Origin of the sequence: Modestobacter italicus, assembly GCF_000306785.1 — a bacterium.
In the GTDB taxonomy this organism is placed as follows: Bacteria; Actinomycetota; Actinomycetes; order Mycobacteriales; family Geodermatophilaceae; genus Modestobacter; species Modestobacter italicus.
In genome coordinates this window covers 882,151-905,076 of the sequence record NC_017955.1, presented here as the reverse complement: position 1 = coordinate 905,076, position 22,926 = coordinate 882,151, and the positions used below count along the sequence as shown (strand labels likewise).

The 22,926-nt window shown below is 74.6% G+C and carries 21 protein-coding genes and 1 tRNA gene; 10 read left to right on the top strand and 12 right to left on the bottom strand.

The window, feature by feature from the left end; all coding sequences use genetic code 11:
- Positions 1-19: 19 nt before the first annotated feature.
- Positions 20-1,372, top strand: coding sequence for a transposase (locus tag MODMU_RS04345; RefSeq protein ID WP_014738960.1), 1,353 nt, complete (start codon positions 20-22; stop codon positions 1,370-1,372).
- Positions 1,373-1,385: 13 nt separating this feature from the next.
- Here the strand turns inward: MODMU_RS04345 and MODMU_RS04340 are convergent, their stop codons facing one another.
- Positions 1,386-2,372: a LacI family DNA-binding transcriptional regulator gene (locus MODMU_RS04340; protein ID WP_041794946.1), complete on the bottom strand. Its 987-nt coding sequence runs from the start codon at positions 2,370-2,372 to the stop codon at positions 1,386-1,388.
- Between the two features lie 101 nt (positions 2,373-2,473).
- Between MODMU_RS04340 and MODMU_RS04335 the strand changes: the two genes are divergently transcribed.
- Entirely contained in the window at positions 2,474-3,310 is an 837-nt protein-coding gene (locus MODMU_RS04335; protein WP_014738957.1) for a phytanoyl-CoA dioxygenase family protein, read from the top strand.
- Between the two features lie 73 nt (positions 3,311-3,383).
- Here MODMU_RS04335 and MODMU_RS04330 read toward each other — a convergent pair whose 3' ends face one another.
- From MODMU_RS04330 to MODMU_RS04320, 3 genes are all read right to left on the bottom strand, one after another.
- The gene (locus MODMU_RS04330) at positions 3,384-4,118 is read right to left on the bottom strand and encodes a response regulator transcription factor (protein ID WP_014738956.1); all 735 of its coding nucleotides are present in this window, start codon (positions 4,116-4,118) and stop codon (positions 3,384-3,386) included.
- A gap of 137 nt (positions 4,119-4,255) precedes the next feature.
- On the bottom strand, positions 4,256-4,687 hold the full coding sequence (locus tag MODMU_RS04325; protein ID WP_014738955.1) for a hypothetical protein: 432 nt from the start codon (positions 4,685-4,687) through the stop codon (positions 4,256-4,258).
- Positions 4,688-4,735: 48 nt separating this feature from the next.
- Positions 4,736-6,118 carry an aminotransferase-like domain-containing protein gene (locus MODMU_RS04320; RefSeq protein WP_014738954.1) on the bottom strand — a complete coding sequence of 461 codons (1,383 nt, stop codon included), beginning with the start codon at positions 6,116-6,118 and terminating at the stop codon, positions 4,736-4,738.
- 94 nt (positions 6,119-6,212) lie between these two features.
- Here MODMU_RS04320 and yczE point away from each other — a divergent pair, with 94 nt between their 5' ends.
- Positions 6,213-6,866 carry a membrane protein YczE gene (yczE, locus tag MODMU_RS30420; RefSeq protein WP_014738953.1) on the top strand — a complete coding sequence of 218 codons (654 nt, stop codon included), beginning with the start codon at positions 6,213-6,215 and terminating at the stop codon, positions 6,864-6,866.
- On the opposite strand, the gene MODMU_RS04310 is transcribed toward yczE, so the two are convergent.
- Positions 6,828-6,900: transfer RNA gene (locus tag MODMU_RS04310), tRNA-Arg, on the bottom strand. The two genes, yczE and MODMU_RS04310, sit on opposite strands and share 39 nt — an antisense overlap.
- A 168-nt stretch (positions 6,901-7,068) precedes the next feature.
- Between MODMU_RS04310 and MODMU_RS04305 the strand changes: the two genes are divergently transcribed.
- The 3 genes from MODMU_RS04305 to MODMU_RS04295 all read left to right on the top strand — a co-directional run bounded on the left by MODMU_RS04305 (position 7,069) and on the right by MODMU_RS04295 (position 9,688).
- Positions 7,069-7,389, top strand: coding sequence for a GNAT family N-acetyltransferase (locus tag MODMU_RS04305; RefSeq protein ID WP_014738952.1), 321 nt, complete (start codon positions 7,069-7,071; stop codon positions 7,387-7,389).
- A 41-nt stretch (positions 7,390-7,430) separates the two neighbouring features.
- Entirely contained in the window at positions 7,431-8,801 is a 1,371-nt protein-coding gene (locus tag MODMU_RS04300; RefSeq protein ID WP_014738951.1) for a cryptochrome/photolyase family protein, read from the top strand.
- 77 nt (positions 8,802-8,878) lie between these two features.
- A complete protein-coding gene (locus tag MODMU_RS04295) occupies positions 8,879-9,688 on the top strand; it encodes an Fpg/Nei family DNA glycosylase (RefSeq protein ID WP_014738950.1) in 810 nt (269 codons plus the stop codon).
- 49 nt (positions 9,689-9,737) lie between these two features.
- On the opposite strand, the gene MODMU_RS04290 is transcribed toward MODMU_RS04295, so the two are convergent.
- Entirely contained in the window at positions 9,738-10,046 is a 309-nt protein-coding gene (locus MODMU_RS04290) for a putative quinol monooxygenase (RefSeq protein WP_014738949.1), read from the bottom strand.
- A gap of 82 nt (positions 10,047-10,128) precedes the next feature.
- Here MODMU_RS04290 and MODMU_RS04285 point away from each other — a divergent pair, with 82 nt between their 5' ends.
- The gene (locus MODMU_RS04285) at positions 10,129-11,514 is read left to right on the top strand and encodes an FAD-dependent oxidoreductase (protein WP_041794945.1); all 1,386 of its coding nucleotides are present in this window, start codon (positions 10,129-10,131) and stop codon (positions 11,512-11,514) included.
- A 43-nt stretch (positions 11,515-11,557) separates the two neighbouring features.
- On the top strand, positions 11,558-12,688 hold the full coding sequence (locus MODMU_RS04280) for an aminotransferase-like domain-containing protein (protein ID WP_014738947.1): 1,131 nt from the start codon (positions 11,558-11,560) through the stop codon (positions 12,686-12,688).
- A gap of 57 nt (positions 12,689-12,745) precedes the next feature.
- Here the strand turns inward: MODMU_RS04280 and ppc are convergent, their stop codons facing one another.
- Entirely contained in the window at positions 12,746-15,517 is a 2,772-nt protein-coding gene (gene ppc, locus MODMU_RS04275) for a phosphoenolpyruvate carboxylase (RefSeq protein WP_014738946.1), read from the bottom strand.
- Between the two features lie 58 nt (positions 15,518-15,575).
- Between ppc and MODMU_RS04270 the strand changes: the two genes are divergently transcribed.
- Positions 15,576-16,496 carry an SMP-30/gluconolactonase/LRE family protein gene (locus MODMU_RS04270; protein ID WP_231851763.1) on the top strand — a complete coding sequence of 307 codons (921 nt, stop codon included), beginning with the start codon at positions 15,576-15,578 and terminating at the stop codon, positions 16,494-16,496.
- A 67-nt stretch (positions 16,497-16,563) separates the two neighbouring features.
- Here the strand turns inward: MODMU_RS04270 and MODMU_RS04265 are convergent, their stop codons facing one another.
- Together MODMU_RS04265 and MODMU_RS04260 are read right to left on the bottom strand one after the other, a co-directional pair.
- Positions 16,564-17,757 carry an ABC transporter permease gene (locus MODMU_RS04265; protein ID WP_014738944.1) on the bottom strand — a complete coding sequence of 398 codons (1,194 nt, stop codon included), beginning with the start codon at positions 17,755-17,757 and terminating at the stop codon, positions 16,564-16,566.
- Positions 17,754-18,662 carry an ABC transporter ATP-binding protein gene (locus MODMU_RS04260; RefSeq protein WP_014738943.1) on the bottom strand — a complete coding sequence of 303 codons (909 nt, stop codon included), beginning with the start codon at positions 18,660-18,662 and terminating at the stop codon, positions 17,754-17,756. Before MODMU_RS04260 ends, MODMU_RS04265 begins: the two co-directional genes overlap by 4 nt.
- A 171-nt stretch (positions 18,663-18,833) precedes the next feature.
- Between MODMU_RS04260 and MODMU_RS04255 the strand changes: the two genes are divergently transcribed.
- Positions 18,834-19,526 (top strand): UdgX family uracil-DNA binding protein, encoded by a 693-nt coding sequence (locus MODMU_RS04255; protein WP_014738941.1) that lies wholly within the window; start codon positions 18,834-18,836, stop codon positions 19,524-19,526.
- 34 nt (positions 19,527-19,560) lie between these two features.
- Here the strand turns inward: MODMU_RS04255 and MODMU_RS04250 are convergent, their stop codons facing one another.
- Genes MODMU_RS04250 through pdxH form a run of 3 tightly spaced genes read right to left on the bottom strand, consistent with a single transcriptional unit; the run spans position 19,561 to position 22,853 of the window.
- Positions 19,561-20,742 carry a glucose-1-phosphate adenylyltransferase family protein gene (locus tag MODMU_RS04250; protein ID WP_014738940.1) on the bottom strand — a complete coding sequence of 394 codons (1,182 nt, stop codon included), beginning with the start codon at positions 20,740-20,742 and terminating at the stop codon, positions 19,561-19,563.
- A gap of 42 nt (positions 20,743-20,784) precedes the next feature.
- Entirely contained in the window at positions 20,785-22,209 is a 1,425-nt protein-coding gene (locus MODMU_RS04245) for an MFS transporter (protein ID WP_014738939.1), read from the bottom strand.
- A complete protein-coding gene (gene pdxH / locus MODMU_RS04240; protein ID WP_014738938.1) occupies positions 22,206-22,853 on the bottom strand; it encodes a pyridoxamine 5'-phosphate oxidase in 648 nt (215 codons plus the stop codon). The genes MODMU_RS04245 and pdxH overlap by 4 nt, the downstream gene beginning before the upstream one ends.
- Between the last annotated feature and the right edge of the window lie 73 nt (positions 22,854-22,926).

Genomic DNA, 22,926 nt, shown 5'->3' with positions numbered 1-22,926 from the left:
GGTTCCGAGGAGTCATCACATGCCGGTCACTACTCTCGCCCTGACCGCGGAGCTGCCTGAGCTCGGTGGGTCGCTGAGCTGGTCGCAGCTGGAGGCATGGGCGGTGGCGATGCGCGAGGAACTGCCGGCGGCAGCCCTGGCTGCGGCGTTGGAGGAGCTGCAGGACAGGCTCATCGATCGGGTGTGTGGCCGGAAGTGGCTGCCGGTGCGGGAGCTGCCGGCGCCGTTCGGCTGCCCGGGGTGTGGGGTGATGAGCGACTTCGAGCGCAAGGGCAAGCGCACCCGGCTGCGGAAGTTCAGCACCGCCGCGGGGGTGGTGGAGATCCGGCTGGCCAACGTCGGCTGCCGGTCCTGCCGGCGGGTGTTCGCCCCACTGCTCCTGCTGCTGGATCTGTCGGGCAAGAGGCGCACCGACCGGCTGATGGTGGAACTGGCCGAGCTGGCCACGCAGATGTCCTTCGCCCGGGCCGGTGCGGTCGCCGCCTCCTTCGGGCTGCCGGGCTCGGCCGGGCGGGCGCATGCCGCGGTGGCCGATCTGGCGCCGCTGCTCGATGGCGTCGGGCGCCCGGACGTGCCCGGAGCGCCCGCCGGTGCCCAGGTGGTCATCTTCGATGGCACCGGGATGCGTGCGGGGCGGCGCCGGTTGGGCGTCAACGGCAACATCGCCCTGGGCGTGACCGGGAGGGGCGGGCCGCGCCGGCGGCGGCGGGCCACCACGACCCTGCTCGGGCTGACCGTGGGCCAACCGTGGTCGGCGATGGCCGACCAGCTCCGCGACCTGCGCCCGCCGGCGATGGTCGTCGTCGACGGTGAACTGGCGATCACCACGCTGGCCCAGACGCTGTGGCCCGACGTGCCGATCCAGCGCTGCTGGTGGCACCTGCCCCGCGCACTGCGCTGGGCCCTCTACGCCGACAAGGCACCAGCAGCCTGGGCCAACACCAGGCGCACCGAGCTGACCGACCTTCTGCACCGGGTCGCCCGTGAACGCCTCACCCACGCCCAGGCGCTGGCCGCCTACGACGCCTTCACCGCGAGTGTCACCGCCGAGGGCCACCACGCCGCCGGTGAGCTGCTCGCCGGCGCCCGCGACCAGGTCTTCACCTGCCTGCGCCCCGAACTCCGCGCCCGCCTGGCCCACCTCGGCGGACCCGAACTCGGCTCCGGTGTCCTCGAGCGGGTCATGCGCGAACTCAACGCCCGCACCGACATCGGCGGCAGCCGCTGGTCCATCGAAGGCCTACGCGACCTGCTGACCGTGAAGCTGGCCCAGATGACCGACCACCCGGCGTGGACCACACTGACCCAGTCCCTACGCCCACCCAACGCCATCGCCTTCAACATCAAGACGCTGAACTTCAACGCTGCTTGACGCTACCGAGCGGTCAGCTGCTCTCGCGCACCACGAGCCGGTGCGGGGCGGTGATCACCCGGGCCGGGCTCTCGTCGCCGGCCAGCCGCTCGCGCAGCGACCGCAGCGCCAGCCGGGCGATGCCGTCCTTGTCCGGGCTGATCGTGGTCAACCGCGGGACGGCGAACCGGCCGTCCTCGACGTCGTCGAAGCCGACCAGGGCGACGTCCTCGGGCACCCGCAGGCCGGCGTCGACGACGGCGCGCAGCGCACCCAGGGCCAGCTCGTCGCTGAAGCAGAACGCCGCGTCCGGAGCCGCGTCGGCGCGCAGCAGCTCGGTCATCGCCCGGTGGCCCTCTGCTCGGTGCAGCGAGGTCACCGGCGCCGCGATCGCCGGCAGCCCGGCCGCCGCGATCGCCTGCCGCCAGCCGAGCTCGCGCTGGCGGGCGGTCTCGCTGGCGGGCTCCGACGACGCCCCCACCGCGGCGATCCGGCGCCGGCCGCGCTCCGCCAGGTGGGTGACGGCCGCGGCGGCCGCGGCGACGTTGTCGATGACGACGTGGTCGACCGGCGGCGTGCCGGCGTGCTCGCCGAGCAGCACGATCGGGGTGGCGTCGGGGCGCTCGGCGAGCTCCTCGGCGGTGACCGACCACGGGCTGAAGATGACCCCGTCGACCAGCTGGCTGCGCTCGCCGCGCAGCAACCGGCGCTCCCGCTCGCCGTCGCCGTCGGTCTGGTCGATCAGCACGGTCCAGCCCTCGGCCTCGGCGATCCGGACGGTGCGGGCGGCCAGCTCGGAGAAGTACGGGGAGTCGATCTCCGGGACCACCAGCGAGAGCAGCCCGGTGCGGCCGCTGCGCAGCGTGCGGGCGGCCACGTTGGGCCGGTAGCCGAGCGCAGCGATGCTGGCCTGCACCCGGGCCCGGGTGTCGGGGGCCACGTAGCGGAAGTCGTTGACCACGTTGGAGACGGTCCGGACCGAGACGCCCGCGTGGGCGGCGACGTCGCGCAGGCGCACCATGCCGGGCTCCTCCCCTGGTCTGCCGAACTCGCTCACTCTATCTCTTGCAACGTGGCATGCCACGTTGCAAGATGGTCGTACCCACGGAGAGGGAGAACACGATGACGACCACGTCCCCGGCCGCCACGGACACCGACGTCCAGGCCAAGCGCGACACCATCTACACCGACGGCATCGTCGGCGTCCCCGGTGCCTTCCCGACCGAGTGGGCCGACCGGCTCCGCGAGGACATCGAGGTGGCGTTCGCCGAGGCCCGCACCCGCGAGGGCGGCGCCATCGGCCGCGGCCCGAACCGCTGGTACGTCGAGGTGCACCCGGAGCAGATCCGCGGCTTCCTCGAGCTGGTCTCCCACCCGACGGTGACCGGCGTCTGCGAGGCCGTGCTCGGCCCGGACTACGAGATCGTCGAGATCGGCTTCGACATCCCGTTCCCCGGGGCGAAGAACCAGCCCTGGCACCGCGACTTCCCGTCCCCGGACGTCACCCGGAACGAGCGGAAGCTCAACTCGCTGGCCATCAACGCCACCGCGGTCGACACCGAGGAGGACATGGGCCCCTTCGAGATCGCCCCCGGCACCCAGTGGGACGACGACCCGTCGTTCAACCACGGCATGTTCCCGCCGAAGACCTGGTACCCCCGCTTCCAGGAGCGCGCGGTGCGCAAGTTCCCCCAGCGCGGTGACATCTCGATCCGCTCGGCGCTGACCATCCACCGCGGCACGGCCAGCCAGTCGGACAAGCCCCGCCCGGTGCTGGTGCTCGGTGTCGACGCCCCCGGCGCCGGCAACGGCGACAAGCACGACATGGCCGTGACGAAGGGCTTCTGGGAGACGCTGCCGGAGTCGGTGCGCGCCCACCTGAAGTGCCCGGTCGTCGACGAGCTGACCCCCATCTCGCAGAAGCACGACATCGAGGGCCTGGTGATGGGCGAGGAGTGACCTCTCCCGCCTGACGCGACAGGGCGCCGTCCCCCACTCGGGGGGCGGCGCCCTGTCGCGTGCGGAGGGGGGATCAGACCTCGGCGGCCTCGTCGGTGACGACCGGGGTCGCGGTGGTGAGGGCGTGGGCGCCGCAGGTGCAGGTGCCGCCGTTGCGGGCGGACAGGACCAGGGACACCGCGTGCGCGCGGTCCCGGGCACCGAGCTTGCGCAGGATGGCCTTGACGTGGGACTTGACGGTGTCCTCGGAGATGAACAGCGCCTTGCCGATCGCCCGGTTCGACTGCCCCTGGATCAGCTCGTCGAGCACGTCGGACTCCCGGCGGGTCAGCGGCACCTCCGGGGTCAGCTCCCGGGACACCGGCACCTCCCCGGCCTCCCCGCGGCGGATCTGCGGGTCGACCACGGTGCGCCCGGCGCGGGCGGCCAGCACCGCCCAGCCCAGCAGCGTCGGGGAGGTGTTCATCAGCAGGTAGCCGCGCACCCCGGCGGCCAGCGCCTCGTTGACCACGGCCGGGTCCTCGGAGGTGGCGACGGCGACGATGGCGATCTGGGGGTAGCGGCGGCGCAGGTCCCGGCAGGCGTTCAGCGTCGCCGCCCGGCCGGTGCCCAGCTCCACGATGACCGCGTCGGGGCGGGCGGTCTCGGCCAGGGTCAGCGCCCGCCGCGGCTCGCCGGGGGTGCCCACCGCCTGCAGACCGGCGGTCTCGTTGACCATGCCGATCAGGCCACGGCGCAGGACCGGGGCGTCGGCGAGGATGAGGACGCGGGTGACGCCGCGGGTGGTGCCGGCCATCGGGGTGGACACGTTCGTTGCTCCGCTCACAGTGGGTGATCGACTGACATCACCTAGATCGACCGGGTGAACGAGGTCCTTGAACACTTTCCTGTGACCGACCTGGGCCGGCCCCGCCGGCGTCCTCAGCAGCGTGGCCGGCGCCGGGGTCAGCGCGCCCGGTCCCGGCGGAAGCTGGCCGGCCGCCGCACCGTGTCCCGGCCCGCCCAGGCGGTGCGCCCCCAGGTCACCTGCTCCGGTGCGGGCACCGGCAGCGGGTCGCCGTGCGAGGTGATGTCCAGCCTGCTCAGCGCGCCGCCCTCGACGAACAGCAGCACGTTGCCGACCGGCCGCCCGTCCGGGCCGACGACGGTGCCCTCGACCGGCGCGGCGCCACCCGAGGAGGTGGTCGGCACGTCACCGGGCACCTGCAGGTCGAGGGTGCCGCAGCCGCAGCTGCAGCCGGGGGTGGCCGTCGCCCGGTCGACCTGGGCGCGCAGCTCGGCCGCGCCCGGGAAGTCGTGGGCGAGCAGGGCGTGCAGCAGCGCCCGGGCGTCCTCGGCCAGCGGCCGGGGGGTGGGCTGGGTCTTCCCGACGGTCATGGCACCCAGTGTCGCCCGCGTGCCGGCCCGGCCCGGCGACCCCCTGGCTCAGGCCGTCCAGCGGGCCGGGATGCGGCGGGTGTCGGCGCCGGCCACCGCACGCTCCTGCGCCGCGGCCAGCAGTCCGGCGACCTCGTCGGCCTGGTCCGGCGGCACCGACAGCGGCAGCCGCAGCCACCGGTCGGCGGTGCCGTCGACGGTGAACCGCGGCCCCGGCGTCACCCGCAGGCCCAGGTCGAGCGCGTGCGCGGCCAGCCGGGTGGAGCTGCACCCGGGCAGCTGCGCCCAGAGCACGGCGCCGGCCCGCGGCGGGACCACGCGCCAGTCCGGGAGCCGGGTCGCCAGCGCGGCCAGCAGCGCGTCCCGGCTGGCGCGCAGCCAGGCGACGCGGTCGGCGAGCACCTCGTCGGCCACCGCCAGCAGCCGGGTGGCGACCAGCTGCTCGAGCACCGGGCTGCTCAGGTCGATCGTGCCGCGCACCTGCGCCAGCCGGGCCAGCAGCGCCGGCTCGGCGCGCACCCAGCCGACCCGGAGCCCGGACCAGTAGGCCTTGCTCATCGAGCCGACCGTGACCACCCGGCGGTCGAGCGCGGCCAGCCGGGTCTGCGGCCCGCCGTCGAGCACCAGCTCGGTGAAGGTCTCGTCGGCGACGACCACCGGGGCGTCGAGCGCGGCGAGCAGCGCCCGGCGCTGGGCGTCGTCGGCGAGCAGGCCGGTGGGGTTCTGCCCGTCGGGGGTGACCAGCGCGATCTCGGCCGCGGCGACCGGCAGCTCCCAGCCGTCGGCGCCCACCGGCAGCGCGACCGGGCGCAGGTGGTTGGCGCCCAGGCAGTCGAGGGCGGCGGCGTAGGTGGGCTGCTCGACCAGGGCGCGCTGCCCGGGCCGGGTGACGGTGCGCAGCAGCAGGTCCCAGCCGGCCAGCGCGCCGCTGGTCACCATCACCTGCTCGGCCGCGGTGGCCAACCCCCGCCGGGTCAGGTGCCCCGCGATCGCGGTGCGCAGCGCGGGCAGCCCGTAGGGGTGCAGCCCGTACCCGGCCAGCAGCGGCCGCAGGTCGGCCGTGGCCCCGGCGACGGCGTCCAGCAGCTGGGCGGGCGCCGGGGCCGCCGCGACGGTGAGGTCCCGGACGACCGCCGGCTCCCCCGGGTCGGCGTCCGGGCGCACCGGGGAGACCGACGGCAACGCGACGGTGCTGCCGGCACCGGCCGCGCTGCGCAGGTACCCCTCGCCGCGGAGCACGTCGTAGGCGGCGCTGACGGTGGTGCGGCTGAGCCCGAGGGTGCCGGCGAGCTGCCGCTCCGAGGGCACCCGGGTGCCCACCGGGAGGCGGCCGTCCAGCGCGAGCCCGCGCAGTCCGGCCGCGACCGAGGCGTAGACCGGCCCCTCGGCCAGCCAGGGGGTGAGCAGCTCGGCGAGGCGGTCGGTGCGCACGGCGTCATCCTCCGCGACTTGGCCTGGTCCCGACAGGGCCAAGACGTCGCACTTGGCCCTGTCCCCGGAGCTCCCGCTGCTACAGCGTGGGGGCATGCGTCTGATCGAGCCGGTGCCCGGTGACCGCCGTCCCGCCCGGTTCGCGCTGCTGGTCGCCGGGCTGGCCGCCTACGGGGTCAGCGTCGGGCTGATGCTGCGCGCCGGGCTCGGGCTGATGCCGTGGAGCGTGCTGGACCAGGGCCTGTCGGAGACCTTCGGCCTGGAGGTGGGCACCTGGTCGATCCTCACCGGCGGCGTCGTCCTGCTGCTGTGGGCACCGCTGCGCCGCCGGCCCGGGGTCGGCACGCTGGGCAACGTCGTGCTGGTCGGGCTGACCATCAACGCCACGCTGACCGTGCTGCCGGAGGCGAGGACCCTCCCGGTCCAGGTGCCGCTGCTGCTGGCCGGCATCGTGCTGAACGGGGTGGCCACCGGCGCCTACATCGGTGCCGGGCTCGGTGCCGGGCCGCGGGACGGCCTCACCACCGGCATCGCCGCGCGCGGGCACTCGGTGCGGCTGGTCCGCACGGCGATCGAGGTGGCCGTGCTCGGGATCGGCTGGCTGCTCGGCGGCACGGTCGGCATCGGCACCGCGCTCTACGCCGTGACGATCGGCCCGATCATGCACCGCACCGTCCCCGCGCTGCGGCTGCGGACGGCGCCCGTGGAGTGCCCCCAGCAGGATTCGAACCTGCGACACACGGTTTAGGAAACCGATGCTCTATCCCCTGAGCTATGGGGGCTCGTGGGGTCTGCGGCGTTGAGGCTAGCTGGCCACTACAGAGGGACCCGGGAACATCCCCGTGGGTGAACTCGTGAGGACAGATAGGGGCGCTGTCGTGCCGCAACGGTTACCTTGGCTGAGCACGAGCCCCGGCAACGGCGCCGGCGGCGCGGGAGGTGGAGATCAGATGGACATCAGGGTGGTCGACGTCCCCGAACGGGGTCGCTTCGAGATCCGGGACGGCGAGCACTGCGTCGGACTGGCCAGCTACCACGTCGACGGCGGGGTGATGACCCTGCCGCACACCGAGGTCGACCCCTCCCGGAGCGGGCGCGGCCTCGGTACCCAGCTGGTCCGCGGCGTCCTCACCGCGGCCCGTGAGCGCGGCCTGCACGTGCTCCCCTACTGCTCCTTCATCCGCAAGTACCTCCTCGACCACCCGGAGGAGCTCGACCTCGTCGCCGAGGCCGACCGCCCGACGTTCGGGCTGGCGACCGCCAACAGCTGACCCACCCAGCGGGTCGGGCACGATCTTCTTACGCTCTACCGGTGCCCACCGCGCTGCTCTGGTTCCGCCGCGACCTGCGCCTCGGCGACCACCCGGCCCTGCTGGCCGCGGTCGACGCGGCCGGTCCCGAGGGCGCCGTCCTGCCCGTGTTCGTCTTCGACGACCGGCTCTACGGCCCCTCCGGTGACCCCCGACGGGTCTTCCTGCTCGACTGCCTGGCCGACCTGCGCGAGCAGACCGGCGGCGCGCTGGTGCTGCGCACCGGCGACCCCGCGCAGGTGCTCCCACAGCTGGTGGCCGAGCTGGGCGCGGGGTCGGTGCACGTCTCCGCCGACGCCGGGCCCTACGGCCGCCGGCGGGACACCGCCGTCGAGCGCGCGCTGGGCGACGTCCCGCTGGTCCGCACCGGCTCCCCCTACCTGGTCGCCCCCGGCCGGGTCACCAAGCGCGACGGCACCCCGTTCCAGGTGTTCACGCCGTTCTCCCGGGCCTGGCGCGAGCACGGCTGGCACGCTCCCGCGCCCCGCCCGGACGACGTCCCGTGGGCGACCGGCGTGCGCTCGGACGACCCGCCGCCGCGCCCCGAGCTGGACGGCGTCCGGCTGCCCCCGGCCGGTGAGGCCGCCGGGCTCGCGGCCTGGGCGGCGTTCCGCGACGAGCGGCTGCTGGGCTACGCCGAGGGCCGCAACACCCCGGGCACGAACGGCACCAGCCGGCTGTCGGCCTACCTGAAGTACGGCTGCGTGCACCCGCGCACGCTGGTCGCCGACCTGGCCGCGCACGACGACGGCGGGGAGTCCGTGCGCCGGTACACCGACGAGCTGGCCTGGCGGGACTTCTACGCCGACGTCCTCTGGCACCGCCCGGACTCCGCCCGCGCCTACCTCAAGCCCGAGCTGCAGTCGATGGCCTACGACTCCGGCCCGCACGCCGACGAGCTGCTGGAGGCCTGGCGCACCGGCCGCACCGGGTTCCCGATCGTCGACGCCGGCATGCGGCAGATGCTCGGCGAGGCCTACGTGCACAACCGGGTCCGGATGATCGTCGCCTCCTTCCTGGTCAAGGACCTGCACCAGGAGTGGACGGTGGGTGCCCGGGTCTTCATGCAGCACCTGGTCGACGGCGACCTGGCCAGCAACCAGCACGGCTGGCAGTGGGTGGCCGGCACCGGCACCGACGCCTCGCCGTACTACCGGGTGTTCAACCCGGTCACCCAGGGCAAGAAGTTCGACCCGGACGGGACCTACGTCAAGCGGTGGGTGCCCGAGCTGCGCGACCTGGACGCGAAGTACGTGCACGAGCCGTGGACGGCGCCCGGCGGCATCCCGGCCGGCTACCCCGAGCCGGTCGTCGACCACGCGCACGAGCGGCTGGTCTCGCTGGACCGCTACAACGCCGTCCGGGACCGGTGAGCCGGTGTCGGCTCTCTCACCCCTCCGCTCGTGGCAGCGCCCCGCGGCCGGAGGAAAGCTGGACGGCGTGATCGACCGTGCCTGAGGGCCACACCCTGTTCCGGCTGGCCCGCGAGCAGCAGGCCGCGTTCGCCGGCCGCGAGGTGCACGTGACCAGCCCGCAGGGCCGGTTCGCCGGCCAGGCCGAGCTGCTGGACGGCCGGGTGCTCGACGACGTCACCTCCTACGGCAAGCACCTGTTCGCCAGCTTCGGCCCGGACGTCGTCCACGTGCACCTGGGGCTCTACGGGTCGTTCACCTCCGGCACCGGGCTGCCGCCCGCGCCCCGGGGTGCGCTGCGGATGCGCTGGGAGGGCCCGGGCGAGGACGGCGAGGGGGTCTGGACCGACCTGCGCGGCGCCACCGCCTGCGACCTGATCACCGACGGCGAGGTGCAGTTCATCCTCGACCGGCTGGGCCCGGACCCGCTGCGCCGGCGGTCGGACCCGGCTAAGGCGTTCGCCCGCATCTCCCGCAGCCGGGTGGCCATCGGCGCGCTGCTGATGGACCAGGCCGTGCTCGCCGGGGTGGGCAACGTCTACCGCGCCGAGATCCTGTTCCGGCAGCGGATGAGCCCCTTCCGGGCGGGCCGGGACGTCGACGCCGAGGCGTGGGACCGGATGTGGGCCGACCTGGTGGTGCTGATGAAGGCCGGGGTCAAGGCGGGCCGGATCGTCACCACCGAGCGGGTCGACCGGGAGCGCCGGCGCGGCCCGGCGCTGCGGGAGGACGCGCACTACGTCTACCGCCGCCAGGGCCTGCCCTGCCGGATCTGTGGCACCGAGGTGCGCACCGAGGTGATGGTCGGCCGCAACCTCTTCTGGTGCCCCACCTGCCAGGCCGTCTAGCGGAGTGCCAGGGGCGCGTCATCCGCGCCCTGGCACTCCGCTCAGGCGGTCACAGCGCGCCCTTGGCCTCGTCGCCGGCGGGGACCGCGGTGAGGAGCCGGACGCCGATCGGCTCGGTGAGGTCGTCCTTGACGCTCTCGGAGAGCTGGTTGAACGTCGTGCCGGCGCCGTGGGCCTTCACGTCGTCCTGGGTGGCCCAGCGCTCGATCATCACGAAGCCGTAGCCGTCCTCGTGCAGGGCGTAGAGCTCGCAGCCGGACTCCTCGTGCACCTTGGGGATGGCCGCGGTGAACGCCTCCCGGACGGCGTCGGCGCGGCCGGGCTTGGGCGAGATGGTGGCGACGATCGTGATGGACAACAGGGTCTCCTCAGGGGTCGGGTCGGCCGAGCAGGCACGGCTCACCCTGGCGCCTACCCGCCCAGGGGACGACGATGCGGGCGTGGCCGAACCCGCAGGTACCGGACCGCGTCCGCTGCGGGTGGCCGTCGTGGGCGCCGGGCCGGCGGGCATCTACGCCGCCGAGGCGCTCGCCGGTCAGGACGACGTCCCGGTGGCCGTCGACCTCGTCGACCGGCTGCCCACGCCCTTCGGCCTGGTCCGGCACGGGATCGCCCCCGACCACGTGAAGATGCGGGCGCTGCGCGAGACGCTGCACCACACGCTGGACCACGAGCGGGTCCGGTTCGTCGGCAACGTCGAGATCGGCACCGACCTCTCCCTGGACGAGCTGCGCCGGCACGTCGACGCCGTCGTCTACACCTACGGCGCGGCCGGTGACCGGCGGCTGGGCGTCCCCGGCGAGGAGCTGCCCGGCAGCCTGGCCGCCACCGACGTCGTCGCCTGGTACTGCGGGCACCCCGACGCCGACCGGGCCCGGGTCGAGGACGCCGTGCTGCGCGCCCGGGACGTCGTCGTGGTCGGGGTCGGCAACGTGGCGCTGGACGTCGCGCGGGTGCTGGCCCGCTCCCCCGCCGAGCTGGACCCCACCGAGATGCCGCAGCACGTGCTGGACACCCTGGCGGCCGCGCCCGTCGAGCGGGTGACGGTGCTGGGCCGGCGCGGACCGGCGCAGGCCACCTTCACCACGCAGGAGCTCCGCGAGCTGGGGCACCTGGCCCGGGCGACCGTGCTGGTGCACCCCGGCGACCTGACCGACGCCGGCGACGCCGCGCTGGCCGCCGAGGACCGGCACGTGGCCCGCAACCTCGCCGCGCTGCAGGGGTTCTCCGAGAACCAGCCGGTGGCCGGCTGGACCACGGTGCGCCTGCAGTTCCACGCTCGCCCGGTCCGGCTGCTGGGCACCGACCGGGTCACCGGGGTGGAGGTGGAGCGGACGACGGTCGACGAGGACGGCCGCGCGGTCGGCACCGGGGAGACCTCCACGCTCCCCGCCGACCTGGTGGTCCGCTCGGTCGGCTACCAGGGGCACGCCCTCCCCGGGCTGCCGTTGGAGGCCGGCACGGTGCCGCACCAGGCCGGGCGGGTGCTCCGCGACGGCGTGCCGAGCACCGGGGAGTACGTGGCCGGCTGGATCAAGCGCGGCCCGACCGGCGTGGTGGGCACCAACAAGCACGACGCCCGGGAGACCGTCGCCTCGCTGCTGGCCGACGCCGCGTCCGGCGTCCTGGCACCCCGCGGGGACGACGACTGGGTGGACACCCTGGTGGCCCGGGGCGGGCGGCCGGTGCTGCTCGCCGACTGGCGGGCCATCGACGCCGCCGAGATCGCCCTCGGCGCCGTGCACGGCCGCGCCCGGACGACGCTGCACGACCGGGAGCAGCTGCTCGCCGCCGTGCGCTCCGCCGCTGCGGCGGTCGAGGGCTGAGGGCCGCCGTCCGCCTGCGCCTGGGTGGGGCAGACTGAGGGCCGTGAGCACCCCGGTACAGACCTCACCGGCCAGCACCATGATCTCCTTCGCGCGCGGCGCCCCGTCGACCGACATCGTCGACGTCGAGGGCCTCAAGCAGGCCGCCGTCGCGGCGTTCGACAGCGACCCGGCGGGGATGACCGGCTACGGGACGGCGGTCGGCTACGTGCCGCTGCGCCGGTGGATCGCCGAGAAGCACGGCGTCCCGGTCGAGCACGTGCTGGTCACCAACGGCTCGATGCAGGCCGACGCCTTCCTCTTCGACGAGCTGGCGACGCCCGGGGCCGCGGTCATCACCGAGCGCCCCACCTACGACCGCACCCTCCTCGGGCTGCGCAACCGCGGCGCCGACGTGCACCTGGTGACGCTGGAGGAGGACGGGATCGCCGTCGAGGAGGTGGCCGGCCTGCTCGAGGGCGGGCTGCGCCCCACGCTGGCCCACGTCATCCCCAACTTCCAGAACCCGGCCGGCTACACGCTCTCGCTGGCCAAGCGGGAGCGGCTGCTGGAGCTCGCCCGCCGGCACGACCTGGTGCTCTTCGAGGACGACCCGTACGTCGACATCCGGTTCAGCGGTGAGCCGCTGCCCCGGATGCTGGAGCTGGACGGCGGCGCCGCCAGCGAGCACGTCGTCTACGCCTCGTCGTTCTCCAAGACCGTCTGCCCCGGCATCCGGGTGGGCTACCTGGTCGGGCCGCCGGCGCTGATCAGGAAGATCCAGGTGCGGGCCACGAACACCTACATCGCACCGAACATGGTCGCCCAGGGCACCGTCTACGCCTACCTGCAGGGCGACCGCTTCCCGGCCGCGCTGGAGCGGGTGAAGCAGGCGCTGGCCGAGCGGGTCGGTCTGCTGGACGACGCGCTGCGCGCGCACCTGCCGCAGGCGAGCTTCCGCCGTCCCGAGGGCGGCTACTTCCTGTGGGTGTCGCTGCCCGAGGGCGAGGGCCACGACGTCGCCCGGATCACCGCCGAGGCGGCCGCCCGCGGGGTGGCGATCGTGCCCGGCACCGACTTCCTGCTGGAGGGCGGCGAGAACTCCTTCCGGCTCGCCTACTCCGCGGTGCAGCCCGGTGACGTCGACGAGGGCGTGCGCCGCCTCGCCGAGGCCGTCGAGGCCGCCCGCCCGTAAGAGCTCCTGCCCGCGCTCGTGCTCTGCTGCCTGACAGGCAGCAGAGCACGAGCGTCGTCAGCCTGAGTTGCGCAGGGCGGTGGCGACGCCGTTGACCGACAGCTGGATGCAGCGGCGGACCAGCTCGTCGTCGTCCCCGCCGCGGCGGCGGCGCAGCATCTCCACCTGCAGGTGGTGCAGCGGCTCCAGGTAGGGGAAGCGGTTGCGGATCGACCGGGCCAGCGACGGGTTGTCGGCCAGCAGGTGGTCGTCGCCGGTGATCGCCAGCAGCATCCGCACCGACCGCTCGTGCTCGGCGGTGATCTGGCTGAACACCCGGTCCCGCAGCTCGGCGTCGGGCACAAGCGAGGCGTAGCGGGCGGCCAGCTCCAGGTCGGTCTTGGCCAGCACCATGCCCATGTTGGACAGCACCGTGCGGAAGAACGGCCACCGGGCGTGCAGGTCCTGCAGCTGCGCGAGCCGGTCGGGCGAGTCGCCGACCCACGACTCCAGCGCCGTCCCGGTGCCGTACCAGCCGGGCAGCATGATCCGGGCCTGCGACCAGCTGAACACCCACGGGATGGCCCGCAGGTCGGTGATCTTGTCCCCGGCCTTGCGGGACGGCGGCCGGCTGCCGATGTTGAGCTCCGCCAGCTCCCGGATCGGGGTGGCCGCGCGGAACCACTCGACGAAGCCGGGCGTCTCGTGCACCAGCGCGCCGTAGGAGGCCCGGGCGCGGGCGGCCAGGTCGTCGAAGAGCGCGTAGGTCTCCTCGGCGTCCTCCCCCAGCCCCTCGATGTCCAGCAGCGTCGACTCCAGCGTGGCGGCGACCAGCGCCTCCAGGTTGCGCCGGGCCAGGTGCGGCGAGGCGTACTTGGCGGCGATCACCTCGCCCTGCTCGGTGATCCGCAGCGCGCCGGCGACCGAGCCCGGCGGCTGCGCGCGGATCGCCTCGTAGCTCGGCCCGCCGCCGCGGCCGACGGTGCCGCCCCGGCCGTGGAACAGCCGCAGCCGCACGCCCCCGGCCCGGGCGACCTCGACCAGCGCCAGCTCGGCCCGGTACAGCGCCCAGTTGGCCGCCAGGTAGCCGCCGTCCTTGTTGCTGTCGGAGTAGCCGAGCATGACCTCCTGGGCGTCGCCGCGGGCGGCCACCAGCGCCCGGTAGAACGGGTGGTCGAGCATCGCGGCCAGGGTCGCGCCGGCCGACTGCAGGTCCTCGATCGTCTCGAACAGCGGGGAGATGCCCAGCGGGCTGGTCGGCCGCCCCGCGGCGTCCAACTGCAGCAGCCCGACCTCCTTGAGCAGGACGCCCACCTCCAGCACGTCGCTGACCGACTCGCACATGCTGATCACGTAGTTCGGGATCGCGTCGGGCCCGAGCAGCGCGACCTGCTCGGCGGCGGCGCGCAGCAGGTCCAGCTCGCCGCGGGCCAGCTCGGAGAGCTCGGCGTCCGGGCGCACCAGCGGGCGGCGCAGCTGCAGCTCGCCGGTGAGCAGCGCGACCCGGGCCGGCTCGTCGAGGGCCAGGTAGTCCTCGCAGACCCCCGCCCAGGCCAGCAGCTCGGCCAGCACCTCCTCGTGCACCGAGGAGTTCTGCCGCATGTCCAGCCCGCACAGGTGGAAGCCGAAGACCTCCACGGCCTCCCGCAGCCGGGCCAGCCGGTCGTCGGCCAGCGCGCCGGCACCGTGCCCGCGCAGCGACCGGTCGACCGTCTCCAGGTCCGCGAGCAGCTCGCCCGGCGCCTCGTAGGCGGGAAGGACGGCGTCCGGCGCCGGGCCGGGGACCTCGCCGAGCACCCACAGGGCGGTGGCCGCCAGCCGCCGGTAGATGCCGCGCAGCGCCTGCCGGTAGGGCTCGTCGGCGCGGAACGGCGAGTCGTCCGACGCCGCCCGGGCCAGCGCGTACAGCTCCTCGGTCGGGGTGACCAACCGGTCGGACATGGACAGCTCGTCGGCCAGGCAGACCAGCTCGGCCAGGTGGTGGCGCAGCGCCGTCCCGGCCTGGGAGGTGGTGGCCCGGCGCACCGCGTCGGCGGTGACGAACGGGTTGCCGTCGCGGTCGCCGCCGATCCACGAGCCCGGCCGCAGCATCGGCGTGGCCAGCAGCCCGGCGTCCGGCCAGCGCTGCTGCAGCGCCTGCCGCAGCTCGGCGTTGATCTCCGGGACCACCTGGAACAGCGACAGGTCGTAGTAGCGCAGCGCCTCGTCGATCTCGTCGGCCAGCCGCAGCCGGCTCAGCCGCAGCAGCGCCGTCTGCCAGAGGGTGAGCACCTCGCGCCACAGGTGGGCCGACCAGGCCGGGTCGTCGGTGTCGCGCCGCTGCAGCAGGTCGCTGATCTGCTGCTGGACCTGGGAGACGGTCTTGCGCCGCACCTCGGTGGGGTGCGCGGTGACGACCGGCACGACCAGCGCGCCGGTGAGCTCCCGGGCGACGACGGCGGGGTCGAGGTCGGCGGCGTCGAGCAGCTGCAGCGAGGCCGCCAGGCTGCCCGGCTGCGCCGGGGAGCCCTCCCGCCGGTGGTGCCGGCGGCGGCGCTCGTGGTGCACGTCCTCGGCGATGTTGGCCAGCAGCGAGAAGTGGCTGAACGCGCGGATGACGTGGTTGGCCTCGCGCGGCTCCAGCCCGGCCAGCCGCTCGGCCAGCTCACCGCGGTCCACCTCGGAGCGGCGGATCCGGAAGGCCTCCACCCGGGTGGCCTCGACCAGGTCCAGCACGTCCGCGCCGGCCTGCTCGCCGATCACCTCCCCCAGCACCCGGCCGAGCAGCCGGATGTCCTCGCGGAGCGGGTTCTCGGACTCCCGGTCGTCGGGGGCGTGGAGGTCGGCGACGTCGACGGTTGCTTCGGACACGCGCGCAGTATCGGTGGTCGGTGTGACGGCCCGGTGTCCTGGGGAGGATGGGCCCGTGATGCGACTGCAAGCTGCACCCGCCGGACCCCGACCCGCCGAGCACGGGGAGGGCCCGGTCTGGGACGACGCGGCGCAGGAACTGGTGTGGGTGGACATCACCGCGGGGCAGGTCCGGCGCGGCCGGGTGCAGGGCGACGACGTCGTCGACGTGGCCGCGCACCGGGGCGGTGACACGGTCGGCTTCGTCGTCCCGGCGGCGGCCGGCGGCTGGCTGATGGGCGCCGGGGCGGGGATCAGCCGGCTGACCGCCGACGGGGAGGCCTCGGTGCTGATCGAGCTGACCGGCGAGGGCGGGGAGGAGGAGGCCGGCGGCAGCCGGATGAACGACGGCGCCTGCGACCGGGCGGGCCGGTTCTTCGGCGGCACGATGGCCTTCGACGAGCGCCCCGGCGCCGGTGCGCTGTACCGGCTGGACCTGGACGGGACGGTGCGCACGGTCCTCGACGGGCTCACGGTGTCCAACGGCCTGGGCTGGTCCCCGGACGACGCCACGGTCTACCTGTCCGACTCCGGCGCAGCCCAGGTCTGGGCCTTCGACTACGACCTGGCCAGCGGGGGCTTCGGGCCGCGGCGGGTGCTGCTCGACTTCAACGACGACCCGGACGGCGTGGCCGACGGCCTGACCGTCGACGACGAGGGCTGCCTCTGGACGGCGCTGTGGGGCGGCGGCCAGGTGCGGCGGTACTCCCCCGACGGCGAGCTGCTCGCGGTGGTCGACGTCCCGGGCGTGCAGAACACCACCAGCTGCGCGTTCGTCGGGGACCTGCTCGTGATCAGCACCTCGGTGCACGGGCTGGACGACGACGCCCGCGCCGCCCAGCCCGACGCCGGCCGGCTGTTCACCGTCCGCACCGGCGTCACCGGCCCGCCCGCACACCCCTACCGCGGCTCCCTCGGCGCCCTCTCCCAAGCGAGGTGATGGAACGGCCCGGGTGCAGGGGCCCGCGGCGTGCGGAGCGCGTCGTGGGGGGCACCCGGGTCCTTCATCAGGCGCGCTCGGCGCTCAGGGCCTCACGGAGCTTGACCTTGCCGCCGGTGCGCAGCAGCGCGCCGGAGTAGACCCGGCCGCCGACCCGGACGATGGCGGCGATCGAGACCAGCATCAGGACGACGGCGACCACGACCTCCCACCACGCCGCTCCCCCGGCGGCCTGCCGCACCGGCATGACCAGCGGCGACAGCCCCGGGACGAACGAGGTGACCGTGGCCAGCGTGCCGGTCGGCTCCTGGGCGGCCTGGATGGAGACCACGAAACCGACCACCAGCAGCAGGGACGCCGGGGTGATGACGCTGCCCAGGTCCTCCTGCCGGCTGACCAGCGACGCCGCGGCGGCGAACACCGAGGCGTAGAAGGCGTAGCCGAGCACGAACCAGGCGACCACCGTGACGACGGTGCCGATGAGCCGGCCGGGCAGCTCGACGACGTCGAAGGCCAGCGCCCCGGCGACGCCGATGACCGCGATCACCAGCATCTGCCCCAGCCCGAGCAGCCCGAGGCCGAGGATCTTGCCGGCGAGCAGCTGCCAGGGCCGCATGGTGGCCAGCAGCAGCTCGACCACCCGGCTGGACTTCTCCTCGACCACGCCCTGCGCGACGAACTGGCCGAACAGGATGAGCAGGCTGTAGAGCACGACCACCCCGACCAGCGCGACGACCGCCGCCTCGGTGTCGGCGTCGGCGTCCGGGTCGAGCGCGACGACGTCGACCTCGGGCGGGCTCTGCAGCTGCACGCCGGCGTCGGCCAGCTGCTGGCTGACCGCCATGCCCTGCACCGCGCCCTGGACGATCGTCTCGGCGGTGCCGCCGTCGTTCTCCACGAGCAGCTCGGGCTGGGCGGCGGACGGGCTGAGCAGCGCGGCGTCCACGTCGCCGTCCTCGACCGCGCGGCGGGCGGCGGCCTCGTCGTCGTAGTCGACGACCGAGACGTCGGTGTCCAGCGCCTCGCCCTGCGCCTCGAGCGCGTCGGTGACGGCCGCGCTCCCCCCGACGACCGCCAGCCTGGTCGACTCGCCGCCGCTGTTGATCGCCACCTGGAAGACGAGCATGCCCAGGATCAGCACGATCAGGACGCCGGAGCCGAGCAGGAACCCCTTGTCCCGGATCCGGGTGGAGACCTCCCGGCCGGCGACCAGGCGGACCAGCTGGGCCGGCGTGTGCGGCCGGGTACCGGAGGTGCTCACGCCGCCACCTCCCGGGTGTCGGTGACCGCGCCGCGGAACAGCTCGACCAGGGTGGGCTCGCGCCAGGCGAAGTGGGTGACCCGCCCGGTCGCCAGCGCGGCGGCCAGCACCTGCTGGTCGTCGGTGCCGGGACCCAGCTCGAGGACGACGTCGGCGCGCTGCTCGGAGACGACCCGCACCCCCGGCACCGCGGCCGCCCAGCCGTGCGGCGCGTCCGGGGCGACCACCCGCAGCTGCCGGCCGGCCGCGCCCGAGCGCAGCTCGTCGACCGTGCCGCTGGCGACGATCTTGCCGCGGGCGAGGATGCCGACCGCGTCGCACAGCCGCTCGACGAGGTCGAGCTGGTGGCTGGAGAAGACCACCGGGACGCCGCGCCGGCACTGCTCGAGCAGCGCCTCGGCGAGCGAGTCGACGCCGACCGGGTCCAGGCCGGAGAACGGCTCGTCGAGGATGAGCACGTCGGGCTCGCTGACCAGCGCGGCGGCGAGCTGCACGCGCTGCTGGTTGCCCAGCGACAGCTTCTCGACCTTGTCGCCGCGGCGCTCCCCCAGGCCCAGGCGCTCGGCCCAGTGCTCGGCGGCGCGTGCGGCGGGTGCGGCGTCCAGGCCGTGCAGCCGGGCGAAGTAGGTGAGCTGCTCGCCGACCTTCATCTTCGGGTACAGCCCGCGCTCCTCGGGCATGTAGCCGATCCGGCGGCGGACCGCCTCGTCGACCGGACTGCCCTGCCAGCGGACCTCACCGGCGTCGGCCCGGGCCAGGCCCATGGCGATCCGCATGGTCGTGGTCTTGCCCGCACCGTTGGACCCGCAGAAGCCGAACATCTGCCCGGGCGCGACGGTGAAGCTCACGCCTTCCAGCACCTGGTTGTCGCCGTAGGCCTTGTACAGGCCGTCGAACTCGAGCACAGCTCCTCCGCGGGTCGTCGTCTGCCTGCCGCCGTCACTTTCCATACCGGAAAGACTGGCGCATCACTTTCCGACTCGTCAAGTGAACTCTCCGGTGCGGCTGCGGCCCGGGACCGACCGTATCGGCGTCCCAGGCTGCGGCCCAGCCCTCCGTCGGGTGTCATCAAGGGCATGAGCACCGAGAACCACCCGGCCCAGCCGCCCTCCGGAGTCGGGCTGAGCGGGTTGCGCGAGGCCGCGGCCGGCTGCCGCGCCTGCGAGCTGTGGGAGCCGGCCACCCAGACCGTGTTCGGCGAGGGTCCGGAGACCGCCCGGATCGTCTTCGTCGGCGAGCAGCCCGGCGACCAGGAGGACCGCAAGGGCGAGCCGTTCGTCGGCCCGGCCGGCCGGCTGCTGGACAAGGCGCTGGCCGACTCCGGCATCGACCGCCGGGACGCCTACATCACCAACGCCGTCAAGCACTTCCGGTTCACGCCCACGCCGAAGCGGCGGATCCACCAGTCCCCGGGCGCGGAGCACCTGATGGCCTGCCGGCCGTGGTTGGAGGCCGAGTTCGCCGTCCTGCAGCCCGAGGTCGTGGTCTGCCTCGGCGCCGTCGCGGCGAAGGCGCTGATCTCGCCGTCGTTCCGGATCACCAAGGACCGCGGCCAGCTGCTGCCCTGGACGCCCCCCGGCCGGCCGGCCCTGCCGCTGACCGAGCCGGACGCCGACGGCGACGAGCCCGAGGAGGAGGTGCCGGCCCAGACCTGGATGCTGGCGACCGCGCACCCCTCCGCCGTCCTGCGCACCCCGGACGACGCCCGGGCCGCCGCCTACGACGCCCTCGTCGCCGACCTGAAGGTGGTCGCCGGCGCCCTCGCCTGAGGGGCAGGAGTGGCCACTTCTGCCCCTCAGGCGGTCAGTCGCGCTCGGGCTCGGGGAGGCGGCCGCCGGCGGGGACCTGGCCGCCGTCGGGCACCGTCGCCTCCCGGCCGACCAGGGTGATGTCGCCGTCCCCGCCGACCGTCGCGCCGGCGCCGACCACCACGTTGTCGTCCAGGACGGCGCGGGTCACCGTCGCGCCCGCGCGCACGTGGACGCCGGGCAGCAGCACCGAGTCCTGGACCGTGGCGCCCGCCTCGACGACCACCCCGGGCGACAGCACCGAGCCCCGGACGTTGCCCGAGACCCGGGTCCCGCCGGAGAGCAGGCTGTTCTCGATCTGCCCGTCGTCGAGCACCCGGGCCGCGCTGTGCCGCCCGCCGCGGGTGTGGATCGGCCAGTCGAGCTCGTCGAGGTCGATGGGCGGGTCCGCGGACAGGAAGTCGCGGTGCGCCTGCCAGTAGGACTCGACCGTGCCGACGTCCCGCCAGTAGCCCTCCAGCCGGTACGCCCGGGCGAGGCCGTCCTTGGTCTGCGCGGGCAGCAGGTGGTTGCCGAGGTCCTCCAGTCCGTCGTCCCCGACCTGGTCCTTCAGCGCCTGCAGCCGGTCGAGGGTCGCCGTCGGCGAGAACACGAAGACCTCGTTGGTGGCCGTGGTGCTCGCCGGCTCGTCGGGCTTGTAGGCGTAGTCGGTCACCTGCCCGTCGTCACCGACGACGACGATCCCGTAGCGCGACGCGTCGTCCGCGTCGACCTCGGTGGTCACCATCGTGACCTCCGCCCCCGAGGCCAGGTGCGCGTCGACGACCTCGCGGTAGTCCAGCTTGTAGACCGCGTCGGAGCTGACCACGACCAGCGCGTCCGGGTCGAACTGCCGGATGAGCTCCGACTGCCGCCACAGCCCGTCGGCGGTGCCCTCGGTCCAGCCGCCGCGCTCGCTGCCCTGGAACGGCGTGAGCATCATCAGCCCGCCGGTGGTCCGGTCCAGGTCCCACGGGCGGCCGTTGGCCAGGTGCTCGTTCACCGACTGCGGCTGGTACTGCACCGACACCCAGACGTCGGCGATGCCGGAGTGCTCGCAGTTGGACAGCGGGAAGTCGATGAGCCGGTACACCCCGGCGAACGGGACGGCGGGCTTGGCCCGGGTCTCGGTCAGCAGCTCCAGACGACTGCCCTTGCCACCGGCGAGCACCAACACGAGGACCTTCGGGAGAGCCATGCCCTCCCGCTACCCGCCGACCCCGGGTGCAAGCGCCAACGATCAGCTCCCGGCCATCCTCCGGCGGGCGGACTCGGCGAGCTCCTCGGCCCGCGAGGCGCGGAACAGCCAGAACGACGGCACCAGGACGGCGACCAGCAGCATCGCCACGATGATCACCACACCGCCGGACACCATCGCCGCGCTGACGCCGACCGAGCTGGCCAGCACGCCGGCGCGCAGGTCGCCCAGCCGCGGCCCGCCGGCCACGACGACGATGAACACGCCCTGCATCCGGCCGCGCATCTCGTCCGGCGCGGCGCTCTGCAGCATCGACGTGCGGAGCACCGCGCTGACCATGTCCCCGGCACCGGCGACCGCCAGGCACAGCACCGCCAGCCACAGCGTCGAGGCCAGCCCGAACCCGATGATCGCCACGCCCCACACCGCGATGGCGGCCAGCACGACGGCGCCCTGCCGGTCGACCCGGCTGACCCAGCCCGAGCTCAGCCCCATCAGCAGCGACCCGATCGACACCCCGGCGAACAGCCAGCCCAGGCTGTTGGCGTCCCCGCCGTAGGTGGTCACCGACAGCTCCGGGAACACCGCCTGCGGCCAGGCGAACAGCATCGCGATGACGTCGACGACGAAGGTCATCAGCAGCACCGGCTGGGTGCGCAGGAACGCGAAGCCCTCGCCGACCCCGCGCACGGCCGCGCCCAGCCTGAGCGGGCCCGTGGTGACGCCGCCGGGCGGCAGCGGCGGCAGGCCGCGCAGCAGCAGGACCGCGGCGAGGAAGCCCAGCGCGTCGATCGTGTAGAGGACGGACAGGTCGCCGACGCCGATCAGCAGCCCGGCCAGCAGCGGACCGACGATCACCCCGGCCTGCCGGACGGTCATCGCCAGCGCGTTCGCGGCCGCCACGCCCTCGGGCCCGACCAGCGCCGGGATCACCGCGCTGCGGGCAGGCTGGTTCACCGCGGCGAACGCCGACACCGCCGCCGCCAGCACCCACAGCACGGCCACGTGGCCGTCGCCGGGCAGCAGCGCCTGCACCGCGAGCAGCGCGCTGGTGACCGCGGCGCCGACGGAGGTGACCAGCATCAGCGTGCGCCGGTCCATCGCGTCCGCGATCGCCCCGCCGAGCAGGCCGAACACGACCAGCGGCACCAGCGCGACGACCGACGTCAGGCCGACCATCAGCGAGGAGCCGGTCAGCTCGTAGACCTGGTACGGGACGGCGACGAGCGTCATCTGCTGGCCGAGCATGGTGACCGTGACGCCGCCGAACACCCGCCGGTAGGCGCGGTTGCGCAGCGGCGAGGTGTCGATCGCCCAGCTGCGGCGCCGGGCCGGCTGCGGCTCCTCGACCGGCCCGCCCCCCTCGACCGGGTCGACGGGCGTCAGCGGGGGTGACGTGCTGGAACGGCCCCGTCGCAGGGGCCCACGGCGAGCGTGCGAGTCGTGGGGGGCGACGGGGTCGTTCATGGGGCGAGGCGCTGCACGACCCAGCCGCCGCCTTCCTCGTCGTCGCGGACGAACACCAGCCGGTCGTGCAGCCGGTCGTGACCGCCCTGCCAGAACTCCACCCGCTCGGGGAGCACCCGGTACCCGCCCCAGTTCACCGGCCGGGGCAGCTGCCCGGGCGGGGTCTGCGCGTCCAGCTCGGTCACCCGGGTGCGCAGCAGCTCGCGCGACTCGACCACCGTCGACTGGATCGAGGCGGCGGCGGCCAGCTGCGAGCCCCGGGGCCGGGGGTCCCAGAGCAGGTCGGAGGCGGTGTCGCCGATGCGTTCCACGGTGCCGTTGACCCGCACCTGGCGCTGCTGGGCGTGCCAGGGGAACACCAGCGCCGCCCGCGGGTTCACCGCCAGCTGCGCGCCCTTGGCCGAGGCGTAGTTGGTGCCGAAGACGAACCCGCTGACGTCGTAGCCCTTCATCAGCACGACGCGGGCGTCGGGAGCGCCGTCGGCGTCGGCGGTGGCCACCACCATCGCGTTGGGCTCGGGGAGGTCGGCGGCCACGGCGTCGGCGAACCACCGGTCGAACTGCTCGAGCCAGGTGGGGGCGAGACCGTCCTCCCCGAAGGCGCCGTCGTCGTAGTCCCTGCGCATGCGGATCAGGTCGGGCACCTCCTCATGCTGTCACCGCGGCGCCGGGCGCCGCCGTGTGACCGTGGACACCGGCGCTGCCCGGGTTCACCGG